The sequence below is a fragment of the Mesorhizobium sp. LjNodule214 genome (assembly GCF_964252735.1).
Classification (GTDB): Bacteria; Pseudomonadota; Alphaproteobacteria; order Rhizobiales; family Rhizobiaceae; genus Mesorhizobium.
This window is the reverse complement of the sequence record NZ_CAXUPE020000007.1, coordinates 13,960-33,432: the sequence shown is the minus strand read 5'-3', so window position 1 is coordinate 33,432 and position 19,473 is coordinate 13,960. Positions and strand designations below refer to the sequence as shown.

18 protein-coding genes are annotated in these 19,473 nt (G+C 65.5%); 9 read left to right on the top strand and 9 right to left on the bottom strand.

The genetic code is table 11. The features are described 5' to 3' along the window. Positions 1–51: 51 nt before the first annotated feature. The 7 genes from ACSQ3Z_RS36045 to ACSQ3Z_RS36015 form a co-directional block, all read right to left on the bottom strand. Positions 52–1,056 (bottom strand): Rieske 2Fe-2S domain-containing protein, encoded by a 1,005-nt coding sequence (locus tag ACSQ3Z_RS36045; protein WP_436175822.1) that lies wholly within the window; start codon positions 1,054–1,056, stop codon positions 52–54. Then, positions 1,053–2,201 carry a GNAT family N-acetyltransferase gene (locus ACSQ3Z_RS36040; RefSeq protein ID WP_436175821.1) on the bottom strand — a complete coding sequence of 383 codons (1,149 nt, stop codon included), beginning with the start codon at positions 2,199–2,201 and terminating at the stop codon, positions 1,053–1,055. Before ACSQ3Z_RS36040 ends, ACSQ3Z_RS36045 begins: the two co-directional genes overlap by 4 nt. Beyond that, complete coding sequence (locus ACSQ3Z_RS36035; RefSeq protein WP_436175820.1) at positions 2,198–3,448, bottom strand: F390 synthetase-related protein; 1,251 nt, start codon at positions 3,446–3,448, stop codon at positions 2,198–2,200. The genes ACSQ3Z_RS36040 and ACSQ3Z_RS36035 overlap by 4 nt, the downstream gene beginning before the upstream one ends. Then, positions 3,445–4,269, bottom strand: a complete 825-nt coding sequence (locus ACSQ3Z_RS36030; protein WP_436175819.1) for an MBL fold metallo-hydrolase — start codon at positions 4,267–4,269, stop codon at positions 3,445–3,447. The genes ACSQ3Z_RS36035 and ACSQ3Z_RS36030 overlap by 4 nt, the downstream gene beginning before the upstream one ends. Continuing rightward, positions 4,266–5,258 carry an NAD-dependent epimerase/dehydratase family protein gene (locus ACSQ3Z_RS36025; protein WP_436175818.1) on the bottom strand — a complete coding sequence of 331 codons (993 nt, stop codon included), beginning with the start codon at positions 5,256–5,258 and terminating at the stop codon, positions 4,266–4,268. The genes ACSQ3Z_RS36030 and ACSQ3Z_RS36025 overlap by 4 nt, the downstream gene beginning before the upstream one ends. Then, on the bottom strand, positions 5,255–6,244 hold the full coding sequence (locus tag ACSQ3Z_RS36020) for a 3-oxoacyl-ACP synthase III family protein (RefSeq protein WP_436175817.1): 990 nt from the start codon (positions 6,242–6,244) through the stop codon (positions 5,255–5,257). Before ACSQ3Z_RS36020 ends, ACSQ3Z_RS36025 begins: the two co-directional genes overlap by 4 nt. 125 nt (positions 6,245–6,369) lie before the next feature. Then, positions 6,370–7,035, bottom strand: a complete 666-nt coding sequence (locus ACSQ3Z_RS36015; protein WP_436175816.1) for an ArsR/SmtB family transcription factor — start codon at positions 7,033–7,035, stop codon at positions 6,370–6,372. Between the two features lie 103 nt (positions 7,036–7,138). On the opposite strand from ACSQ3Z_RS36015, the gene ACSQ3Z_RS36010 reads away from it, so the two are divergent. Beyond that, the gene (locus ACSQ3Z_RS36010; RefSeq protein WP_436175815.1) at positions 7,139–7,870 is read left to right on the top strand and encodes an MBL fold metallo-hydrolase; all 732 of its coding nucleotides are present in this window, start codon (positions 7,139–7,141) and stop codon (positions 7,868–7,870) included. Positions 7,871–7,878: 8 nt separating this feature from the next. Continuing rightward, positions 7,879–9,117, top strand: coding sequence for an MFS transporter (locus tag ACSQ3Z_RS36005; RefSeq protein ID WP_436175814.1), 1,239 nt, complete (start codon positions 7,879–7,881; stop codon positions 9,115–9,117). A 148-nt stretch (positions 9,118–9,265) separates the two neighbouring features. Here ACSQ3Z_RS36005 and ACSQ3Z_RS36000 read toward each other — a convergent pair whose 3' ends face one another. Further along, positions 9,266–9,715 (bottom strand): DNA polymerase III subunit chi, encoded by a 450-nt coding sequence (locus ACSQ3Z_RS36000; RefSeq protein WP_436175813.1) that lies wholly within the window; start codon positions 9,713–9,715, stop codon positions 9,266–9,268. 19 nt (positions 9,716–9,734) lie between these two features. Beyond that, positions 9,735–11,240 carry a leucyl aminopeptidase gene (locus ACSQ3Z_RS35995; protein ID WP_436175812.1) on the bottom strand — a complete coding sequence of 502 codons (1,506 nt, stop codon included), beginning with the start codon at positions 11,238–11,240 and terminating at the stop codon, positions 9,735–9,737. Positions 11,241–11,288: 48 nt separating this feature from the next. Between ACSQ3Z_RS35995 and ACSQ3Z_RS35990 the strand changes: the two genes are divergently transcribed. The 7 genes from ACSQ3Z_RS35990 (at position 11,289) to rsmA (ending at position 19,448) form a co-directional block, all read left to right on the top strand. Next, entirely contained in the window at positions 11,289–11,606 is a 318-nt protein-coding gene (locus tag ACSQ3Z_RS35990) for a hypothetical protein (protein WP_436175811.1), read from the top strand. Continuing rightward, entirely contained in the window at positions 11,593–12,795 is a 1,203-nt protein-coding gene (gene lptF, locus ACSQ3Z_RS35985) for an LPS export ABC transporter permease LptF (protein WP_436175810.1), read from the top strand. Before ACSQ3Z_RS35990 ends, lptF begins: the two co-directional genes overlap by 14 nt. A 33-nt stretch (positions 12,796–12,828) precedes the next feature. Continuing rightward, positions 12,829–13,911: an LPS export ABC transporter permease LptG gene (lptG, locus tag ACSQ3Z_RS35980; RefSeq protein WP_436175809.1), complete on the top strand. Its 1,083-nt coding sequence runs from the start codon at positions 12,829–12,831 to the stop codon at positions 13,909–13,911. Next, positions 13,911–16,331 (top strand): LPS-assembly protein LptD, encoded by a 2,421-nt coding sequence (locus ACSQ3Z_RS35975; RefSeq protein WP_436175808.1) that lies wholly within the window; start codon positions 13,911–13,913, stop codon positions 16,329–16,331. The genes lptG and ACSQ3Z_RS35975 overlap by 1 nt, the downstream gene beginning before the upstream one ends. Before the next feature lie 234 nt (positions 16,332–16,565). Beyond that, positions 16,566–17,498 (top strand): SurA N-terminal domain-containing protein, encoded by a 933-nt coding sequence (locus tag ACSQ3Z_RS35970; protein ID WP_436175807.1) that lies wholly within the window; start codon positions 16,566–16,568, stop codon positions 17,496–17,498. A gap of 74 nt (positions 17,499–17,572) precedes the next feature. Continuing rightward, a complete protein-coding gene (gene pdxA, locus ACSQ3Z_RS35965; protein WP_436175806.1) occupies positions 17,573–18,601 on the top strand; it encodes a 4-hydroxythreonine-4-phosphate dehydrogenase PdxA in 1,029 nt (342 codons plus the stop codon). Between the two features lie 10 nt (positions 18,602–18,611). Then, entirely contained in the window at positions 18,612–19,448 is an 837-nt protein-coding gene (gene rsmA / locus ACSQ3Z_RS35960) for a 16S rRNA (adenine(1518)-N(6)/adenine(1519)-N(6))-dimethyltransferase RsmA (RefSeq protein WP_436175805.1), read from the top strand. The last annotated feature ends 25 nt before the right edge of the window (positions 19,449–19,473 follow it).

Here is a 19,473-nt window from a genome sequence, read left to right as displayed (position 1 = left end):
CTATAATTCACAGTCGCGATCAAATCAAGAGTTGTGAACTTCAGATTACAGCTAAAGCTCGATCTGATGGACGCGCGGCTTGGCCGCGGATGCCGGTATCTCGCCGTCCATGATGGCGGCGATGTCGCGGCGCAGGAAATCCAGCGGGCCGATAACCGGGCGCGCCGGCGGCTCGAAGCGGGCATTGTCGCTCGCCGATTTCAGCACGCGGCGATCCTGCTCGAGGGCGATGTTGAACAGCGGCTTGAAGGCCAGCGCCTTGACCTCGCCCAGCCATCCTTGGCGCGGGCCGATCAGCCAGCCGACACCCTCGACGGTGCGCTCGTCGGCCTGGCGCAAATGGAAGGTCGTCGCCAGCGCCAGCCCGCCCTTGCCCCAATATTCCAGTTCGGCGATGCCGGGGTGGCGGAAGCGGCCGATTGTTTTCGTCCGCTCGCCCTCCAGCAGCCGGCTGATCAGCCCCTGCTGACGCTCCTCGCCGGTGTAGCAGGCCTCGACCCAGCCCTCGCCGCCAGTGATCTCGACCCGGACCAGATGACGCTTCGAACTCAGGCCGCGCAGCAGGCCCTTGTGGGTGAAGTGGGTGTGGGTGGCGTCGAGGATGTTCTCGGCCGCGTCGATGACGGTCGATTGCGTCGAGGAGCGCACCCGCCGCACGACGATGTCCCTGCCCTGCATGCAGTGGAGATAGGGTTCGCTTTCCGGCGTGCCCGACGACACGAAGACGACGCCGTCGCGTTCGATGGCGCTAAAGCTGCGCACCCGGTAGTGCGGCATCTCGCCGATATGGCCGGGAATGGCGGTGCAGCGTCCCTCACCATTGTAGCGCCAGCCGTGATAGGGGCATTCGATCTCGCCGCCGACCACCTTGCCAGTCGACAGTTCGACCAGCCGGTGCGGGCAGCGGTCGAAAAGCGCTGCAATGCCCTGCGCCGAGCGGAACAGCACCAGCGGCGCGCCGTCGAACAGGATGCGCCTCGGCTTGCTCCTGATGTCGGCCGACAGCGCCACCGCCTGCCAATGGTCCTTGCGCTTCTGGTTCGGGCGCTCGCTCACAGTTCGAACCTCCTGAGCAGCGGAATGCCGACACGCCCCAGCACGGTTTCCATGATGCGGATCGCCACGCGACGGCGGCGCGGCAGATGGCCGGCATAGACGGCGTTGTATTCGATCGCCGGTACGGCGCCGCGACGGCGTTTGAAGTCGGCGGCACCGGCGCTCATGTTGAAGAACAGGCCGCGCGCCGTAGCATGGTCCTGCGCCATCGCCATCACCATGCGGTAGAGGCCTTCCTCGATCGGCAGGCCGGTGTCGTAGCCGACGATCGGCTGGGTCAGCGTGCGGCCGTTCTCGAACAGGCCGGTGACGGCGACGAGCTCGCCGCCAGGCCGGCGCAGGCCTGCCAGGCTGAGGATGCGGCGGCGATGCATCTGCGCGATATAGCGGGCGGTGTAATGCGGATTGAGCGGCGTGTATTTGTCGAGATAGAGCATGCGGTAGAGCTCTTCGCTGCGCGCATAGTCGGCCTCGCCGAACTCGGCGTCGCCGACGATCTCGAAGGATGTCGTGCGCAGCCTTTTGCGGTCGCGCTTCATGTCGTTGGTCATGGCCGGTGCCGCACTGCGATCGGCGAAGATGTAGATCTGGCGCGCCGCCAGCATGCGAAAACCTTCGGCCTTCAGCGCCGCGATGGTCGCGGGGTCGGCGATCTCGTTCAGCGAGCGGATGACGATGGCGCGGTCGGGAAACCGCGCAGCAAGGTTGGCGCGTAGTGCTACGACCGCGGCGCGGTCGAGCATGGGCACCGGATTGGTCGAATAGAGCCAGTTGTTGACCTGCGCCTGATGGTCGAGGCCGCTCATCCTGACCAGCGGCGCGCAGGCGCCGATCAGCGCCCGAAGCGCCCGCCGTAGCAAAGGATGCGCGACGAAGTTTCGCGTCTCGTCGACGGCGTAGTCGATATAGGCGCTGGACGGGCAACAGATGTAGCAGGTCGGCGCCTCGCTCGCGTCGTTCAGCGTCAGCGGGAAGGTGCGGCCGGCGACCTCCAGCGTCTCGACCGACACCGTCAGATTGGCAACGAGATCATGCACCGGAATGTCGTTGAAAAGATCGACGAATGCCCGGACCTTGGCAGGGCTGTTCTCGACCCGGTCCGCCTGCTGCAGCGGTCTTTCCAAAAGGGTGGACGGCTTACTCACGGCGCCACCCGGCATTCGACGCGCCGCAGCTTGCGGGCGGTCTCCAGCGGCAGCGGCACGCGGAGGAGAGCGACCGCCGCGGCAGACTTTCGCGCCGTAAGCAGCGCGCGCACCGCGTGATGCGCGGCAGCGGCGGCTTCGTCATCGAGATCAGGCGCGAGCCTGAGTTCGATCGCATCGGGCGCGGTCTGGATCAGGCGGAAATCATCGATGCGGCGGTCGGCCTTCAGCACGGCGTTGCGCAGGATGTCGGGCGTCAGCAGGATCGGCCCATCCACCGAAGCGAGCCGGAAGACGTCGTCCATGCGGCCGACGATCTCGTCCACGGTGCGCAGCGGCGAGCCGCAGCGGCATGGCGCCTCGGAGAGCCGCAACAGGTCGTTCATCCTGTATCGCGCCATGATCTGGGTCTGGCGGCGGAAGGTGGTGACCAGAGGCGTGACCAGACCGTCGCCGGCCGGCTCGAACTCGAAGAAGACCGAGTCTTCCGCAAGATGCAGCCCGCCTTGCCGGCAGGTCACCGCGAACAGCCCTTCCGTTGCCATGTAGATCTGGTCGATCGGCAACCGGAAGAAGGCTTCGATAACAGGACGGTCGACCGGATCCAGCGTCTCGGCAGCGGAGAAGATGCGTTGTGGCGAGGGCCGGAATCCGGTGGCCGCAAAATACCGGAGCATCTTGGGCGGCGCGATGATCACCGTCGGCGCGAAATCCTCGAGTGCTGCGCGCCAATGTTCGGGCCCGAGCGTCAGGTCGAAGAAGCGCAACTCGATACGCCGGGATCTGCGCGCGCTGTCATAGAGGCCGGTGTTCTGCGGCAGGATGACGGCGACGCGCATGCCGCGCCAGAGCAGGTCGGGCGCTGCCTTGGCGAGGATCGTGCCCAGCCAGCGGTATTTCTCCGCCTCCGAAATGACGAACAGGCCGCGATTGCCTGATGTTCCAGTGCTGGCACCGACCGTCAGGTCGCCAAGGCGGCCATCGGCGGAAGCGGCGGCCCAGGCATCACGGGTCGACACGCCGCCGATGTTGAAGCGCTCGAAATTCGCCATAAGCAGCGCCTTGTCGGTCACCGCAAGATCGCCGAGGTGATGCGGTGCCTTGCCATAGAAGGGCGCCAGCGGCAGGTCGCGGTCGAGCCAGCGGCGCAAGGTGCGCGCCTGCCAGCGCTCGAAGGCCGGGCGGCTCTTGCGCGACACCCATTGGGTGACGGCAAACGACCAGAGCGCTTCGGCGAGTCCGTTCATCCGCCCTCGCCGCCCAGGTCATATTGCGTCGGCGCCGGATCATGGCAGAACATGACCTCGCCACCGGCCGCCGCAAAGCGGCGCAGCATGGCGCTGGTCGGCTCGATGGCGGCAAAATCCTCGGCCAGCAGGCTTGCCGGAAAACCCGGCGTGCGTTCCTCCTTCAATGCGCTGAGCAACCACTGCACATCGACGGCGTAGAGCAGCGGACGCTCCATATTGGGGAAAAGCAGGCCGAACTGGCCGTCGGCATGGCCGGGAAGGTCGACCGCCACAACGCTGCCGTCGCCGAACAGATCGACACCGCCGGGCACGCCGTCATGGGGTGCTACCTGCTGCTTTGACGACAGTCCGTCGAGCCGGCTTTCGAAATCCGCCGGAAACAGTTCGGGGAATACGCCATGGCGCAAATTCTGACCAGCTGTCCGTGCCTTCAGCCGCGCCCAGGCGGCGTCGCTGGCGATGAAGCGAGCGTTGGGGAACAGCGACAGGCCGGAAATGTGATCGGCATGAAAATGGGTGACGATGACGGCGCTGATGTCGCCGGGCGCAAGGCCGAAGCGCGCCAGCACCGGCTGCACCTGTTCGGCCGCATTGAGCTCGGGCTTCAACAGCGCGCCGTAAAGGCGCAGCATCGTGCCGCGTCCCGGCCCGGTGACCGCCGCGGGCGTGTAGCCGGTGTCGACCAGCATCGGCCCGGCGACAGGATGCAGGATCAGCCCGTAGCGCACGCGCAGCCGCACGCTCTTCCAGCTGCCGCCGCGCAGGATCAGCCGTTCGGCCGCACTCACCCAGGCGCTGTTGGCAAAGACGATCCTCACGCCAGGCCTCCGCCAATGAATGTGCGGTCGAGCCCTGCCTCGAAGGACGTTTTTGGCGCCCAGCCGAGCACGCGTTTCGCCTTCGAGAGGTCCAGGCTCTGGGCATAGGCGAACAGGCCGAGGCCATAGCGCGTCACCGCCGGTTCGGGACGGCCGGGAAGCCTCAACGCGACCGCCTCCATCGCACCCGCCGCCAGCATCGCCGGCCACAGCGGCATCTTGCGCCAGCGCGCCGCAAAACCGGCCCGCGCGCAGGCCGCGTCGGCGATGCGGCGCACCGGCAGCACCTCGCCGCCGGAGACGTTGAAGATTTGGCCTTCGGCCTCGCCCGGCGCCGACAAGGCCGCGAGCACCGCGTCGACGACATCGTCGACATGGGTGAGATCGATGCGCGCCCGGCCGTCGCGGAACAGCGGCAGCGGGCGGCGTTTTGCGGCCTTGAGCAGGCGCGGCAGCAAAGCGCGGTCGCCGGCGCCGTAGATGCCGCGCGGTCTCAGCACCACCGGGTGGATCGCGGGCGCTGCCAGCACCAACCTCTCTGCCTCGCGCTTGGTGCGGGCATAGTGGTTGACCGGGTCGGGCAAGGCCGCATCTTCGGCGAGATCAAGCTGGTCGCGAAAGGCGAAGCACACCGAAGGGCTCGAGATGTGGACGAAGCGGCCGATGCCTTGCCGCGCCGCGAAATCGAGGAGGTTGCGGGTCGCCGTCACATTGGCCGCCTCGAAATCCGCGAGCCGGCCGAACGGCGCCGAGAGTGCCGCGCAATGAACGATCCGGTCGACCTTGCCGAGCCTTGGATCGAGTTTCGTGTCGAACGGCGCCGACAGATCATGGCGGCTGATTTGATGACCCTCTGCCTCCAGCATGGCACAACGCGCCGCGTCGCGGCCGAGGCCAAGCGCCGGGATGCCGGATGCCGCCAGCCGCGCCATGACATGAGCACCGAGGAAGCCGCTGGCGCCGCTGACGAGCACATGTCCCATGCTCATGCTTCCAGCGCCATGCCGCCGAAGGACACGCCTGCCGACGTGCCCAGGAACAGCAGCTTCGCGCCTGCTTCGACCCGGCCTTGCCGTCGCGCGACATCGAGCGCGAAGGGAATGGAGGCGGCGATCTGGTTGCCGTAGTGCGCCGAGATGTCGACGAGCTTTTCCGGTGCAAAGCCGGTCTGGCGCGCCATGTGGGCGAGCGCGAACGGGCTTGCCTGATGCGGCACGACGAGGTCGACATCCTCATGCCGCCAGCCGGCGCGCTCAAGCAATTCGGTGACGAAGCCGTTGAAATGGCGTGAAGTGACGCGGAACAATTCCTTGCCGTCCATGTGGAACAGGCTGTGGCGGGCAAACTCTTCCGGCTGGCGGCGAAAATCGAAACGGGTGCCACCGGAGCCGATGCCGCAGGCCTCCCAGGCCGAGGGGTAGGTGCGCATCAGGTTTGCCGCCACCCTGCCCTCGCCGGGCTCCGCCCGCCTCAGTACCGCGGCCGCGGCGCCATCGCCGAAGAGCGCGGCGACCTCCGGCTGCTCTTGCCAGGGTAAGGCTCGTGAGGCGACCTCGGAAGAAAACACCAGCGCCGTCCTACATTGCCCGGCCTCGATCAGGCGGGCAGCGGTCTCGAAAGCGGTGAGAAAACCGAGGCAGGTGCTGTTGACGTCGAAGGCGGCGGCAGAGCCATCCGCCAGGCCGAGGCGCTGCATGACCAAAGGCGCCGTCGACGGCAGCGGCTGGTAAGGCACGCCGCAGCCGCCGATGATGAGATCGACGGTGCTGGCTTCGATCTCGGCATCAGCGAGCGCCAGACGAGATGCCGCGCAAGCGAGATCGACCTGCGATTCAGCCTCGCAGACATAGCGCTCGATGACGCCCGTGGCGGCTTCGAGCGTGCCGGGGCCGAGGCCAAGCTTTTCCTCGAGCGTACGTGACGTCACGCAGTTAGCCGGCACCGCCCCGCCGGTCCCGATGATCCTGACCCGCATTCTCAACCCGCCGAATGAGTTCGCGTCTATCTAACCCATAATCCGGATTGCATGTGATGGTAATGATGCGTTTCGAAATGCCGCTTGGCTCCGGCGCATAACGCTCCGTCGACCGAGGTGCCGGATCAGGCCGCCACCTCAACCGGCATTCCGGCGGCCCTCCACTCGGGCATGCCATCCGCGAGCCGGCGCGCGGCATAGCCGTGACTGCGAAGTGCCGCCACCGCCTCGAAGGACATCACACACCATGGACCGCGGCAGTAGGCGACGATTTCCCTGTCCTTGCCGAGTTCGGCAAGCCGGGCCGGAAGATCGCCAAGCGGAACGTTGATCGCGCCTGGCACATGGCCGAGCGCAAACTCGTCCGGCGGGCGGACATCGATCACGGTCACCAGCCCGTCGCGCATGCGCATGGCCAGTTCCTGGCGCGTGACCGGCTCCATGTCGTCGCGGGCTTCGAAATAGCCGCGCACGATGCGGTCGACTTCCGCCAGATGGCGCTCGGCGACCGTGCGCACCGAGGCGAATGCCGCCAGCCCGCTGTCGTCCACGAGACGGTAGTTGACGAACTTGCCGTCGCGCTCGGCCGACAACAGCCCGGCGCGGCGCAGGGTCTGGAGATGCTGGGAAACATTGGCGATCGGCAGGCCGAGCTTCATTGCCAGCGCTTCGACGCTGCGCGGGCCCTGCGCCAGGTGCTCGATCAGCTCGAGCCGCTGCGGATGGCCGAGCGCCTTGGCGACGATCGCGAACTGCTCATAGAGCTTCTGTTTCGGATTGCGGATTGACATCGACTTCCAGGTCACGATAAATCATTCAATGGAATTATTGAATGACAGTCTCCCGTCGAGCTGTCAAGCTTTCGCCCCTTCACGGGCGCGGCGGAGCGTGGCGATGATCCTGAGACAATTCCTTCATTCGCAGCCGGTCGGCGCGTCCTACCTGTTTGGCTGCGGCGGCAAGGCGGCCGCGGCGGTCGTCGATCCGATCGGCGACATCGCCCCCTATCTCGAGGCGGCGCAGGCGACCGGAATGCGCATCCTCTACGTCATCGACACCCACATCCACGCCGACCATATTTCGGCGGGCCGCGCACTCGCCGCGGCCTCCGGCGCTGACTACGTGCTGTTCGAGGGCGCGCAAGCCGCCTTTCCGTTCCGGGCGGTCAAGGATGGCGATGTCCTCGAACTCGGCAACGTGACCGCAACGGTCATGCACACGCCCGGCCATACGCCGGAGCACATAACGCTGCTGGTGACCGACCGCACCCGGGCGCCGGAACCGTGGTTCGCGCTGACCGGCCACACGCTGATGGTGGGCGACGTCGGCCGCACCGAACTCGCCTCCAGCGCCGAGGATGGCGCCAGGGCCCTGTTTGCCAGCGTCGGGCGGCTGAAACAACTGCCCGATCATATCGAGGTGCTGCCCGGGGCCTTTTCGGGCTCGGTCTGCGGACGGTCGCTGAGCGGCAAGCCGACGTCGACGATCGGCTTCGAAAAGCGCTTCAACAAGGCATTCCGCATCGACGACGAGGCCGCGTTCGTCCAGGCCATGACCGCCGACATTCCACCGCCGCCGCCCGACGCTGCCAGCAACCGCGCCTCGAACGCTGGCGCTGCGCGGTGACGGCGGTCGTGGCCGCATCCTCCATCGCACTGGGTCTCAAGGCAAACTGGCGGCAATTCGCCCTGCTGGTGCTGATCAACGCCTTCGTTGGCGGCATGGTCGGCATCGAACGAACCGTGGTGCCGCTGATCGGCTCCAAGGAGTTCGGCATCACCTCGACGACGCTGGTGGTTTCCTTCATCGTCAGCTTCGGCGTGGTGAAGGCCTTCGCCAACCTGGTCTCCGGCCAGCTTGCCGACAGCTGGGGCCGCAAGCGCGTGCTTGTGCTCGGCTGGATGTTCGGCCTTCCCGTGCCGTTCATGATCCTGTGGGCTCCGAGCTGGAGCTGGATCATTGCCGCCAACGCCCTGCTCGGCGTCAGCCAGGGGCTGGCCTGGTCGATGACGGTGTTGATGAAGGTCGACCTCGTCGGGCCGAAGGGGCGCGGACTGGCCGTCGGCCTGAATGAGTTCGCCGGCTATTTCGCCGTCGGCATCACCGCTTTCCTGACCGGCTATCTGGCCGGGCAATATGGCCTTCGCCCGGTCCCTATCTATCTCGGGATCGGCTACGCGATCGTCGGAACCGCGCTGTCGATCCTCCTGGTGCGGGACACGCGCGGACATGTCCAGCTGGAGGCGGCAAACGCCGCGAAGGCGGCCTCTCCCCTCACCTTTCGCGAGATCTTCGCCTTGACCTCGTTCCGCGATCCGAACCTGTTCGCGGCCTCGCAGGCGGGGCTGGTCAACAATCTCAACGACGGCATGAGCTGGGGCATCTTCCCGCTGTTTTTCGCCGCGAACGGCCTCGGCGTGGAGCGGATCGGAATTCTGAAAGCCGTCTATCCGGGCGCCTGGGGAGTGCTTCAGGTCGCCACCGGACCGCTCAGCGACAAATGGGGCCGCAAGGGCCTGATCGTGGCGGGCATGTGGGTTCAGGCGGCAGCCTTGCTGCTGACCGCTCTCACCCGCGACTTCCGCTGGTGGCTGACGGCAAGCCTGCTGCTTGGGCTCGGCACCGCGATGGTCTATCCGAGCCTGATCGCGGCCGTGTCCGACGCATCCCACCCCTCGTGGCGGGCGCGCTCGCTCAGCGTCTATCGCTTCTGGCGCGACCTCGGCTACGCGATCGGCGCGCTTTCGGCAGGCCTTGTCGCCGACTTCTTCGGCTTCGCCTGGGCGATCGGATCGGTCGCGGCGCTGACATTTGTCTCAGGCGTCGTCGTTGCCCTGATGATGCAAGCGCCGGACAAAGCGCCAAACCGGTAGAGCGTGGTCCGACAGGCCGGTTCGCTGCCTGCCTTCGCGTCCGCCGCTAGAGCGGTTCATCGTTTCACGGAAACGCAGAACCGCTCTATCTGTTTGTTTTGACGCAATTCCGGACGGAAAACCGTTTCACACTTTTCCTGGAATTGCTCTAAGCCTTGCGCTCCCAGCGCCGGTCCGATGTCTGCTGCCAGTAGGTCACCGTGTGGCCGGCATCCTTCATCGTCTTCCAGTGGCTACGCGCAGCCTCGAGTTGGGCCGTGTCATGGCCGTCGAACAGGAAGACGGCGCGCTCGTAGCCGCCGAGATCCGCAGGTGCGGCGCCATCGACCAGGAAGCGTATCTGCGCCTGGTTCCGATTCTCCTGCCCGGTGGTGAGCAGGATCGGCTGCTCGGCCGGATAGGCCTCGCGGTCGGTCGCATGCGCCAGGAAGGAATCGTCGCGAAAGATCCACAGATGCTGGTCGAGCGCATCGCGCCGCTCCTCGGTGCCGGTCTGCACCACGGCGCGCCAGCCGCGGTCGACGCTGCGCTCGAGCAGCCCCGGCAGCGCCTCCTCCAGCGTCGATTCGGTCAGGTGGTAGAACAGGACTTCGGCCATGGCTTTGCCTCGAAAGGCTTCATCCCTCGTAGTGGTCGCGCACCAGCCGGTCGAGCAGCCGGACGCCGAAGCCGGAGCCCCAGGACTGGTTGATCTCGCTCGGCGGCGAGCCCATCGCGGTGCCGGCGATATCGAGATGCGCCCAAGGCGTTTCCTTGACGAAGCGCTGCAGGAACTGCGCGGCGATGATGGCGCCGCCGTAGCGGCCGCCGATGTTCTTCATGTCGGCGTTCTTGGAATCGATCAGCTTGTCGTATTCGGACCCCAGCGGCATGCGCCACAGCCGCTCCTGCGTCGCCTGCCCGGCATTGGCCAGCCTCTCGGCCAGTTCGTCATTGTTGGAGAACAGGCCGGCATAGTGCTGGCCGAGCGCCACCATGATGGCGCCGGTCAGCGTCGCCAGATTGACCATGAAGGCCGGCTTGAAGCGGTCGTTGCAGTACCAGAGCGCATCCGCCAGCACGAGGCGGCCTTCGGCGTCGGTGTTCAGCACCTCGATGGTCTGGCCCGACATCGAGGTGACGATGTCGCCTGGGCGCTGGGCGTGGCCGTCGACCGCGTTCTCGACCAGGCCGATAACGCCGACGACATTGGCCTTGGCCTTGCGCGCGGCCAGCGCATGCATCAGTCCGGTGACGGCGGCAGCACCGCCCATGTCGCCCTTCATGTCCTCCATGCCGGAAGCCGGCTTCATCGAATTGCCGCCGGTGTCGAAGGTGACGCCCTTGCCGACAAAGGCGACGGGGGTGGCCTTGGCCTTGCCGCCGTTCCACTGCAAGACGGCCATGCGGGCGCCGCGCGGCGAGCCTTGAGCGACGCCGAGCAGCGAGCCCATGCCGAGCTTCTTCATTTCCTTCTCGGTCAGGATCTCCACGGTGACGCCGAGCGCCTCGAGTTCCTTGGCGCGGGCGGCGAATTCCACCGGGCCCAAAGCATTGGCCGGCTCGTTGACCAGGTCACGCGCCAGAAGCACGCCGTCGATCACCGCCACCTCGTCGGCGAAGGCCTTTTTCGCCGCGGAAGGATCGGCGCAGTGGATGGTCACCTTGGCCGGCTTCTTGGGCCGGCCGTTGTCCTTGTCCTTCTTCGTCTTGTACTTGTCGAAGGCATAGCTGCGCAAAAGGATGCCGGCCGCCACGCTCGCCGCTTGCCTGCCGCCGGCCTGGGCGCCCGGAACGTCGAGCACGACGGCGACCTCGGCTGCCTTGCGCAGCGACGCGGCGATCGTGCCGCCGAGTCTCAGCCATGCATGATCATCGAGGCTGGAGGCCTTGCCGGCGCCGACCGCCACCAGACGGTCGAGTGCTGTTCCTTCCGGTGCGAACACCTCGACGACGCTGCCGAACTTGCCGGAGAAGTCCGCCGCCGGCAACGCCCGCGCAAGCGTGCCGGCCGGGTCGCAGGCCTTGGCGGCATCGCTGACGCTGCCATCGTCCGCCGCCAGCACGAAGACGCTGCCCTTCCTCGACGTTGCGGTCTGGGGCGCGGCGAATTTGGCGAAGGCGATCGTAGGTGTCGAATTCATCAGGTGCTGCTTTCAGGGATGCTGGGGGCCGGACACCGGCTTTCAAGAGTGCGCGACATTTGGTCGTTTTACGGCATTTGGCAAGACTTTGGCCGAAATCGCAGCCTATATGCGCGCCTCGACCATTATCGGATTCGTCGCGGCATGACCCCGCTCCCTTGTCGCAACCTATTGTTAACCATCAATGTTTTGCATTTTTTATCCATTGGCGCCGACACTCCGCCCGCCGGGGCGAGTGATGTGGGACGAAAAACCGGATCGAGCCGCCAATGGAGCCAGTTGTGCAGGCGTCGCCGGATGACTACCTTGTCCGCGGGCATGATGCCGTTCGGCAAAATCGAGAAAAGCCTTCATGAAGGTCGTTGAACGCTACATCATGCGTCGGACATCGGCGGTCTTCCTGGCTGCGCTGACCTGGACGCTGGCGATCGTGTGGACGACGCAGGTGCTGGCCAAGATCGACCTCGTCACCGACAGCGGCCAGTCGGCGCTGACCTTCTTCGAGGTCGCCGCGCTGATCATCCCGTCGATCATCCCGATCGTCGTGCCGTTCGCGCTGGTGGTGGCGGTCGCCCAGACGCTCAGCGTCATGAACACCGATTCGGAACTGGCGGTGATCAATGCCGCCGGTGCCTCGCGCTGGACCATCGCGCGGCCGATCCTGCTGCTGGCGCTGGCGGCAAGCGTCTTTTCCTTCGTCGTCGACAACGGCGTCGACCCCTATGCCAGGCAGAAGAACCGGCAGCTGGTGGCGGCTTCGCGCGCCGACCTGGTGTCGCTGATCATCCAGGAAGGCACGTTCCGCAAGATCGACGACGGCCTGTTCCTGCAGGTCGGCGAACGGCTGCCCGACAACAGGCTGGGCGGCATCTTCGTCGCCGATTCGCGCGAGGAAGGCGCCAACCTGATCTATTACGCCAAGAGCGGCAGCATTGTCGAAAAGGGCGACGAGAAGGTGCTGATGATGAATGACGGCGTCATCCATCGCAAGACGCTGACCGGCGACCTCTCGGTCATCCGCTTCACCTCCTACGCGTTCGACCTCTCGGCCTTCATGTCGGCCGCCAACGAAATCACGCTTCTGCCGAAGGACCGAACGACCCAGTACCTGCTCAACCCGAGCCCGAACGACAAGATGTTCCAGCGCAATCCGGGCGGCTACTCGGCCGAACTCGAGCAGCGCTTTTCCGAATGGTCCTACTCGCTGGTGTTCGCGCTGATCGCGCTGGCGGTGGCGGGCGACGCGCGTTCGCATCGCGAGGCGCGCATCCACCCGCTGATCACCGCAATCGTCATTGCGCTGTTCGTGCGCTGGCTTGGTTTCTTCGCCGCCGGCAAGGCCGACAAGGTTCCGCAATACGCCTATATGGTCTTCGGCGTGCCGATCGTGGCCTCGGCGATCGCCGGCTGGTTCATCCTCTCCTCCAGGACCATGGAACTGCCGGTCGCCTGGGCGGACTGGATGACCAACGTCGCCAGCCGCGCCAGCGAAAACTGGACGGCCCTCAAGCTGCGCTTCGCCAAGCGCGGCGCCTCCGGCCAGGGAGCCGGCTAATGGGCCGGACACGCTGATGGGCTGGACACGCTAATGGGCTGGACTCTGGGCCGCTATTTCTTCTTCCGCTACGTGTCGATCACGGTGTGGTTCTTCCTCGGCCTTTTGGCGCTGGTGTTCCTGATCGACTTCACTGAGCTGTCCGGCCGCACCACCGGCCTGCCGGGCTTCACCTATGGCGCGGCATTCGCCATTTCGGCGCTCAGGATGCCGATGATCATGCTGCAGACGGTGCCGTTCGTCGGCCTGTTCTCGGCGATGGCGACACTGGTGTCGCTCAACCGCAAATACGAGCTGGTCATTGCCCGCTCGGCCGGCGTCTCGGCCTGGCAGTTCCTGTTGCCGTGCTGCATCGGGGCACTGATGGTCGGCATGCTGTCGGTCGGCGTGCTCAACCCGGTGGCGGCACATGCCTTCTCCTGGTCCGAGCAGATGGAAAGCCAGCTGCGCGCCGGCAAATCCAACACCGTTTCGGCCGACTCGGCGCCGTGGATCCGGCAGAAGACCGGTTCCGGCGACACCATCATCGGCGCCCGCGCCATCCTCAACCAGGGCCTGGAGATGGCGGATACCGTCTTCTTCGTGCTCGATCCGCAAGGCAACATCGTCGAGCGCAAGGACGCGGCGCGTGCCTTCCTGCGCGACGGCTATTGGGAACTGCAGGACGTCAAGGTGTTCAAGAACGGCACCATCCGCTCGGAAGCAACCGACCGGGTGGACACCAACCTTAAGCCGGAATTCGTGCAGGAACGGCTGGCCCGCCCGGAAACGATCCCCTTCTACGACCTGCCGGGCAAGATCGAGGTTGCCCGTTCCTTCGGCCTCAAGGCAAATGCCTTCGCCATGCAGTTTGATTCGCTGGTGGCGTTGCCGTTCCTTCTCGTCGCCATGACGCTGATTGCGGCAACAGTATCAATGCGATTTGCAAGGATGGGGCAGTCGGCGACGATGATTCTGGGTGGCGTCCTCGCGGGCTTTCTGCTTTATGTCGTTTCGGTATTGGTCAAGGCATTCGGCGTAGCGGGATTCGTGCCCACAGCCGTGGCTGCATGGGTTCCGGTTGTCGTGGCTATGTTCTTCGGGGTGACGTTCCTGCTGTACAAGGAAGACGGCTAGTGAGGGAGGCGGTTTTGCGCAGCCATAGGCAGGCCGGTTTGGCACGCCTTTATGGGGCGAGCGCCTTGGCATGCCTGTTCGCCTGTGCGTTCCCGCTGGCCCCTGCGCTGGCGCAGGACGTCACGGACGTGGCGACGAACGTTCCTTCCGGCTCGCAGATGCTGCTTGCCGCCGATACGCTTGTCTACAACAACGACGATCAGACTGTGACCGCCGTCGGCGCCGTGCAGATCGACTATGGCGGCAACAAGCTCGTCGCCCAGCGCGTCGTGTACAACCGCAACACCAAGCGCATGGTCGCCAGCGGCGCCGTCGAGATCATCAACAGCGACGGCACCAAGATCAATTCCGAGCATATCGACATCACCGACGATTTCGCCGACGGCTTCGTCAACGCGTTGCGTGTCGAAACCCCGGAAAAGGCCTATTTCGCCGCCGAAAGCGCGGAACGCATGGGCGGCGTGCTGACGACCTTCCACAATGGCGTCTACACGGCCTGCGAACCCTGCGAGGACAAGCCGGACAAGGCGCCGACCTGGCGCGTCAAGGCGCGCAAGATCATCTGGAACGGCGAGAAGAAGACGGTTCGCTTCGAGAACGCGAATTTCGAGTTCTTCGGCTTTCCGCTTGCCTATCTGCCGGCGTTCGAGATCGCCGACCCGACGGTCAAGCGCAAGAGCGGCTTCCTGATCCCCGGCATCAACTACAACACCGACCTCGGCTTCGGCGTCAAAGTCCCCTATTATTTCGCACTGTCGCCGACTTACGACCTCACCGTCGCCGGGACCGGCTACACCAAGCAAGGCTTCCTCGGCGAGGCCGAGTGGCGCCAGCGCTTCAACAATGGCCAGTACACGCTGAAGATGGCCGGCATCCGGCAGGAGAACCCGGAAGAGTTCATCAACAGCAGCGGCTACAATGTCGATTCAGGTGCTGCCGGCGATCCGAACAAGTTCCGCGGCATGATGGGCACCAAGGGCCAGTTCGCCATCAATCCACGCTGGAATTTCGGCTGGGATGTGCTGCTGCAGAGCGACAAGAATTTTTCGCGCACCTATGCCATCGACGGTTATAGCGACGTCACGCACCAGTCGATGATCTACCTGACCGGCCTCGACGGCCGCAATTACTTCGATGTGCGCGCCATGCGCATCGAGGTCCAGGAGAACACGCTGTCCAGCGATCCGTCCGCGCGCGCCGCCCAGCAGCCATGGGTGCTGCCGTCGCTCGACTATGCCTATATCCCCGACATGTCTGTCGCCGGCGGGCAATTGTCGCTCAACGTCAATGCCCGGGTCATCAGCCGCGACCGGCTGGATGAAGCCTTCGAAACTGCCTATGACGACAGCACGCCCGTCGAGCGGGTGCCCGGCATCGAAGGCCAGTCGAGCCGCCTCACCGCCGAAGCCGAATGGAAGCGCACCTTCACCACCGATGGCGGCCTGCAGCTGACGCCGCTGCTGGCGCTGCGCGGTGACGCCGGCTATGTCAACGCGACCTCGAACTCGCTCGCCGCCATCAACGAGATGGCGACGAATCTCGGCGTCGACGACAACATGCGCACCTCGCTGTCGCGCTACATGGCGACCGCCGGGCTCGAAATGCGCTGGCCGGTGCTATTCTCGATGCCGAGTTCCAGCCATGTCGTCGAGCCGATGGCGCAGGTGTTCGTGCGCCCGAACGAGCAATATGTCGGCGGTCTCGCGGTGCCCAACGAGGACGCCCAGAGCTTCGTCTTCGACGCCTCGACGCTGTTCGAGCGCGACAAGTTCTCCGGCTATGACCGCGTGGAAGGCGGCACGCGCGCCAATGTCGGTTTCCGCTATTCCGGTGCCTACGAGAATGGCTGGAGCACCAACGCGATCTTCGGCCAGTCCTATCAAATGGCGGGCGAGAACTCCTTCACAGCTCCCGACCTGGTCAATGTCGGTGCCTATTCCGGACTGGACAAGCCGACCTCCGACTATGTCGGCCTGATCGGCTTCAACAGCCCGAGCGGCTTCTCCGGCTCGCTCAGCGGCCGCTTCGACGAACAGAGCTTCGACGTCCGGCGCGCCGAGGTGAAGGCCGCCTATTCCGGCCTGCCGGTTTCGCTCAGCGCCAAATATGCCTTCATCCAGGCGCAGCCCCTATACGGCTTCACCACCGATCGCCACGAGGTCACGCTCGGCGCCTCGACGCATCTTGCCGAGAACTGGCGCGTCTTCGGCACTGGCACCTACGACTTGGAGCAAAGCGTTCTGGTCAATGACGGCGTCGGTTTTGCCTATAACGATTCCTGTTTCACCTATTTGATGACGTTCTCCGAATCGCGCGACACTGTCACCAGGGAAGTGTCGCAGAATGTCGGCTTCAACCTGTCGTTCCGCACGCTCGGCGATTTTGGCTCGACACAGACCTCGATCGACTCAATCCAGTAAGCAGACGGGCCAGTAAGCAGACGGGCCAGTAGCAGACGGGCCGGTAGCAGACGGGTTTTGGGTTGCGACATCGTTTCGCCGTATAGAGCGGGCACGGGTTTCGATCACAGTGCATGACCCCGAAAATCGAGATCGATTTTCGGAAAGGATCATGCGCAGAATTAAGATGCTACAGCGTCCTTTGCGCGTCCGAGGAACGCGCGGCGCTGTAGGGAGCGGGATGGAATATTTGGGATGCTTTCGATGAGGAAATATCTGTTTTCGGCAGGATTCGCGCTGCTGATCGCGGCAACCTCGATCTCGATCACGGTCATGACGCCGCCGGCTTTCGCCAGCGAGATCAAGTACGTCGTCAACAACGTGCCGATCACCTCCGGCGACATCGCGCACCGGGCCGCGTTCCTGCGCCTGCAGCGCAAGAAGGGCGATGCCGCCCAGGAAATGATCGACCAGACGCTGCGCATGGCCGAAGTCAAGCGCCTCGGCATCAAGGTCACCGACGAGCAGGTCGACGCCGCCTACCAGCGCTTCGCCACGAACAACAAGATGCAGCTCAAGCAGCTCGACGGCGTCATGGCGCAGTCGGGTGTCAGCAAGGAGCATTTCAAGGAGTTCATCCGCGCCCAGATGGCCTGGAACCAGGCACTCAGCGCCCGTTACCGCTCGGGTGACGGCGGCTCCGTGACCGAACAGGACGCGGTCAGGCGCATGCTCGACAAGGGCGGCTCCAAGCCGACCGCCATGGAATACATGCTGCAGCAGGTCATCTTCGTGGTGCCGGCGTCGGAACGCGGCGCAACGCTTGGCAAGCGCAAGCGCGAGGCCGATGCCATGCGCGCCCGCTTCAACGGCTGCAACACCACGCGCGAATTCGCCAAGGGCCTGATCGACGTCACCGTTCGCGACCTCGGCCGGGTGCTGGCGCCGCAATTGCCGGCGGAATGGGCCGACCAGATCAAGGCCACCAAGGTCGGCGGCGCCACCGCCACGCGCGAGACGGAGCGTGGCGTCGAGTTCATCGGCATCTGCTCGTCGCGCGAGGTGTCAGACGACAAGGCCGCGCAGATGGTGTTCCAGAGCGAAGGCAACAACGACAAGAACGCCGACGATCTCAGCAACAAATACGTCGAGGAGCTGCGGAAGAAAGCCCGCATCGTCGAGCGCTAGGCCGTGGTCGGACAAAAAGACAGGGCCCTGCCCTCTCTCGGTCTGGACGGGTCGGCCGGCGAAGCAGCATAGACATGCGCCGGACAGATGCCCCGCTGGCCTTGAGCGTCGGCGATCCGTCCGGTGTCGGCCCGGAAATCGCCATCGCCGCATGGCAGGCTGGCGACAGCGCCGGCGTGCCGCCCTTTTATCTCCTTGCCGATCCGGCGCTGATTGCTGCGCGGGCGCGCCAGATCGGCGCCAGCGTGGCGATCGCGGAAACCATACCGGAACAAGCAGCGCGGATCTTTCACCGCGTCCTGCCGGTTGTGCCGCTCGACGCCGCGCAGATCGACAGGCCCGGCAGGCCCGACAAGGCCAACGCCGCCGGCACCATCGAGGCCATCGACCGCGCCGTGGCCGACTGCCTCGGCGGCCACGCCGCGGCGGTCGTCACCTGTCCGATCGCCAAGAAGCCGCTCTACGATGCCGGCTTCCGCTTTCCCGGCCACACCGAATATCTGGCGCATCTGGCCACGCTCCACACCGGCGCCGAGGTGACGCCGGTGATGCTGATTGCCGGTCCCGAACTGCGCACCGTTCCGGTCACCATCCATATCCCGCTCTCGGAAGTGCCGAAGGCGCTGACGACGGAGCTGATCGTCGCCACGGCCCGCATCACCGCCGCCGACCTCGAAAGCCGCTTCGGCATCGCCAGGCCGAGGCTGGCGATAGCCGGCCTCAACCCGCATGCCGGCGAAGGCGGCTCGATGGGACTGGAGGACCTGCGCATCATCCGTCCGGCGGTCGACCAGTTGAGGGCGGAAGGCATCGACGCCTTCGGGCCGCTGCCGGCCGATACGCTGTTCCATGCCCATGCCCGCGCCGGCTATGACGTGGCGCTGTGCATGTATCACGACCAGGCGCTGATCCCGGCCAAGGCGCTGGCCTTCGACGAGGCGGTCAACGTCACGCTCGGCCTGCCCTTCATCCGCACCTCGCCCGACCACGGCACGGCCTTCGACATCGCCGGCCAGGGCATTGCGCGCGCCGACAGCCTGATCGCGGCGCTGCGGCTTGCCCGCCGGCTTGCCGACAGCGGGGCGGAAGCAGCGGCCGCATGAGCATGTCTGCATGAGCATCGACGGGCTGCCGCCGCTGCGCGAGGTGATCGAGCGCCATGGGTTGCAGGCGAAGAAGGCGCTCGGCCAGAATTTCCTGCTCGACCTCAACCTGACAGGCAAGATCGCGCGCGCCGCCGGCGACCTTACCGAGACCACGGTGATCGAGGTCGGCCCCGGCCCAGGCGGGCTGACGCGGGCGCTGCTTTTCAGCGGCGCCAGGCGGGTCGTCGCCATCGAGCGCGACGAGCGCTGCCTCGAGGCGCTGGCGGAGGTCTCGAACCACTATCCCGGACGGCTCGAGATCATCGCCGGCGATGCGCTGAAGACGGATTTTTCCGCTCTTGCCGAGGGTGCCTCGGAAGGCGGTCCGGTGAAGATCGTCGCCAACCTGCCCTACAATATCGGCACCGAACTGTTGATCCGCTGGCTGACGGTGACCGCATGGCCGCCCTTCTATGCTTCGATGACGCTGATGTTCCAGCGCGAGGTGGCGGAGCGCATTGTCGCCAGCCCCGGCAGCGACGCCTATGGCCGGCTCGGCGTGCTGGCCGGCTGGCGCACCGAAGCAAGGATCGCCTTCGACGTGCCGCCACAGGCGTTCACGCCGCCACCCAAGGTCACGTCCTCGGTGGTGCATCTGGTGCCGCGCACCAGCCCCTTGCCCACTGACGTGAAGAAGCTCGGCCGCTTCACCGAGGCCGCCTTCGGCCAGCGGCGCAAGATGCTGAGGCAGAGCGTGAAAAGCCTCGGCGGCGAAGCGCTGCTGATGCGCGCGGGCATCGACCCGACGCGGCGCGCCGAGACGCTCAGCGTCGAGGAATTCGTGCGGCTGACGAACGCGGTTTGAGAAGCTGCCGATCTCCCCCCTCGTG

What these genes read in the sequence shown, in the direction of transcription:
- ACSQ3Z_RS36025 (WP_436175818.1), bottom strand. Translation starts at nt 5,258, where the DNA reads ATGAGCATGGGACATGTGCTCGTCAGCGGCGCCAGCGGCTTCCTCGGT.
- ACSQ3Z_RS35995 (WP_436175812.1), bottom strand. Translation starts at nt 11,240, where the DNA reads ATGAATTCGACACCTACGATCGCCTTCGCCAAATTCGCCGCGCCCCAG.
- ACSQ3Z_RS36015 (WP_436175816.1), bottom strand. Translation starts at nt 7,035, where the DNA reads ATGTCAATCCGCAATCCGAAACAGAAGCTCTATGAGCAGTTCGCGATC.
- lptG (WP_436175809.1), top strand. Translation starts at nt 12,829, where the DNA reads ATGGGCTGGACTCTGGGCCGCTATTTCTTCTTCCGCTACGTGTCGATC.
- ACSQ3Z_RS36035 (WP_436175820.1), bottom strand. Translation starts at nt 3,448, where the DNA reads ATGAACGGACTCGCCGAAGCGCTCTGGTCGTTTGCCGTCACCCAATGG.
- ACSQ3Z_RS36000 (WP_436175813.1), bottom strand. Translation starts at nt 9,715, where the DNA reads ATGGCCGAAGTCCTGTTCTACCACCTGACCGAATCGACGCTGGAGGAG.
- ACSQ3Z_RS36020 (WP_436175817.1), bottom strand. Translation starts at nt 6,244, where the DNA reads ATGCGGGTCAGGATCATCGGGACCGGCGGGGCGGTGCCGGCTAACTGC.
- rsmA (WP_436175805.1), top strand. Translation starts at nt 18,612, where the DNA reads ATGAGCATCGACGGGCTGCCGCCGCTGCGCGAGGTGATCGAGCGCCAT.
- ACSQ3Z_RS35970 (WP_436175807.1), top strand. Translation starts at nt 16,566, where the DNA reads ATGCTTTCGATGAGGAAATATCTGTTTTCGGCAGGATTCGCGCTGCTG.
- lptF (WP_436175810.1), top strand. Translation starts at nt 11,593, where the DNA reads ATGAAGGTCGTTGAACGCTACATCATGCGTCGGACATCGGCGGTCTTC.
- pdxA (WP_436175806.1), top strand. Translation starts at nt 17,573, where the DNA reads ATGCGCCGGACAGATGCCCCGCTGGCCTTGAGCGTCGGCGATCCGTCC.
- ACSQ3Z_RS36010 (WP_436175815.1), top strand. Translation starts at nt 7,139, where the DNA reads ATGATCCTGAGACAATTCCTTCATTCGCAGCCGGTCGGCGCGTCCTAC.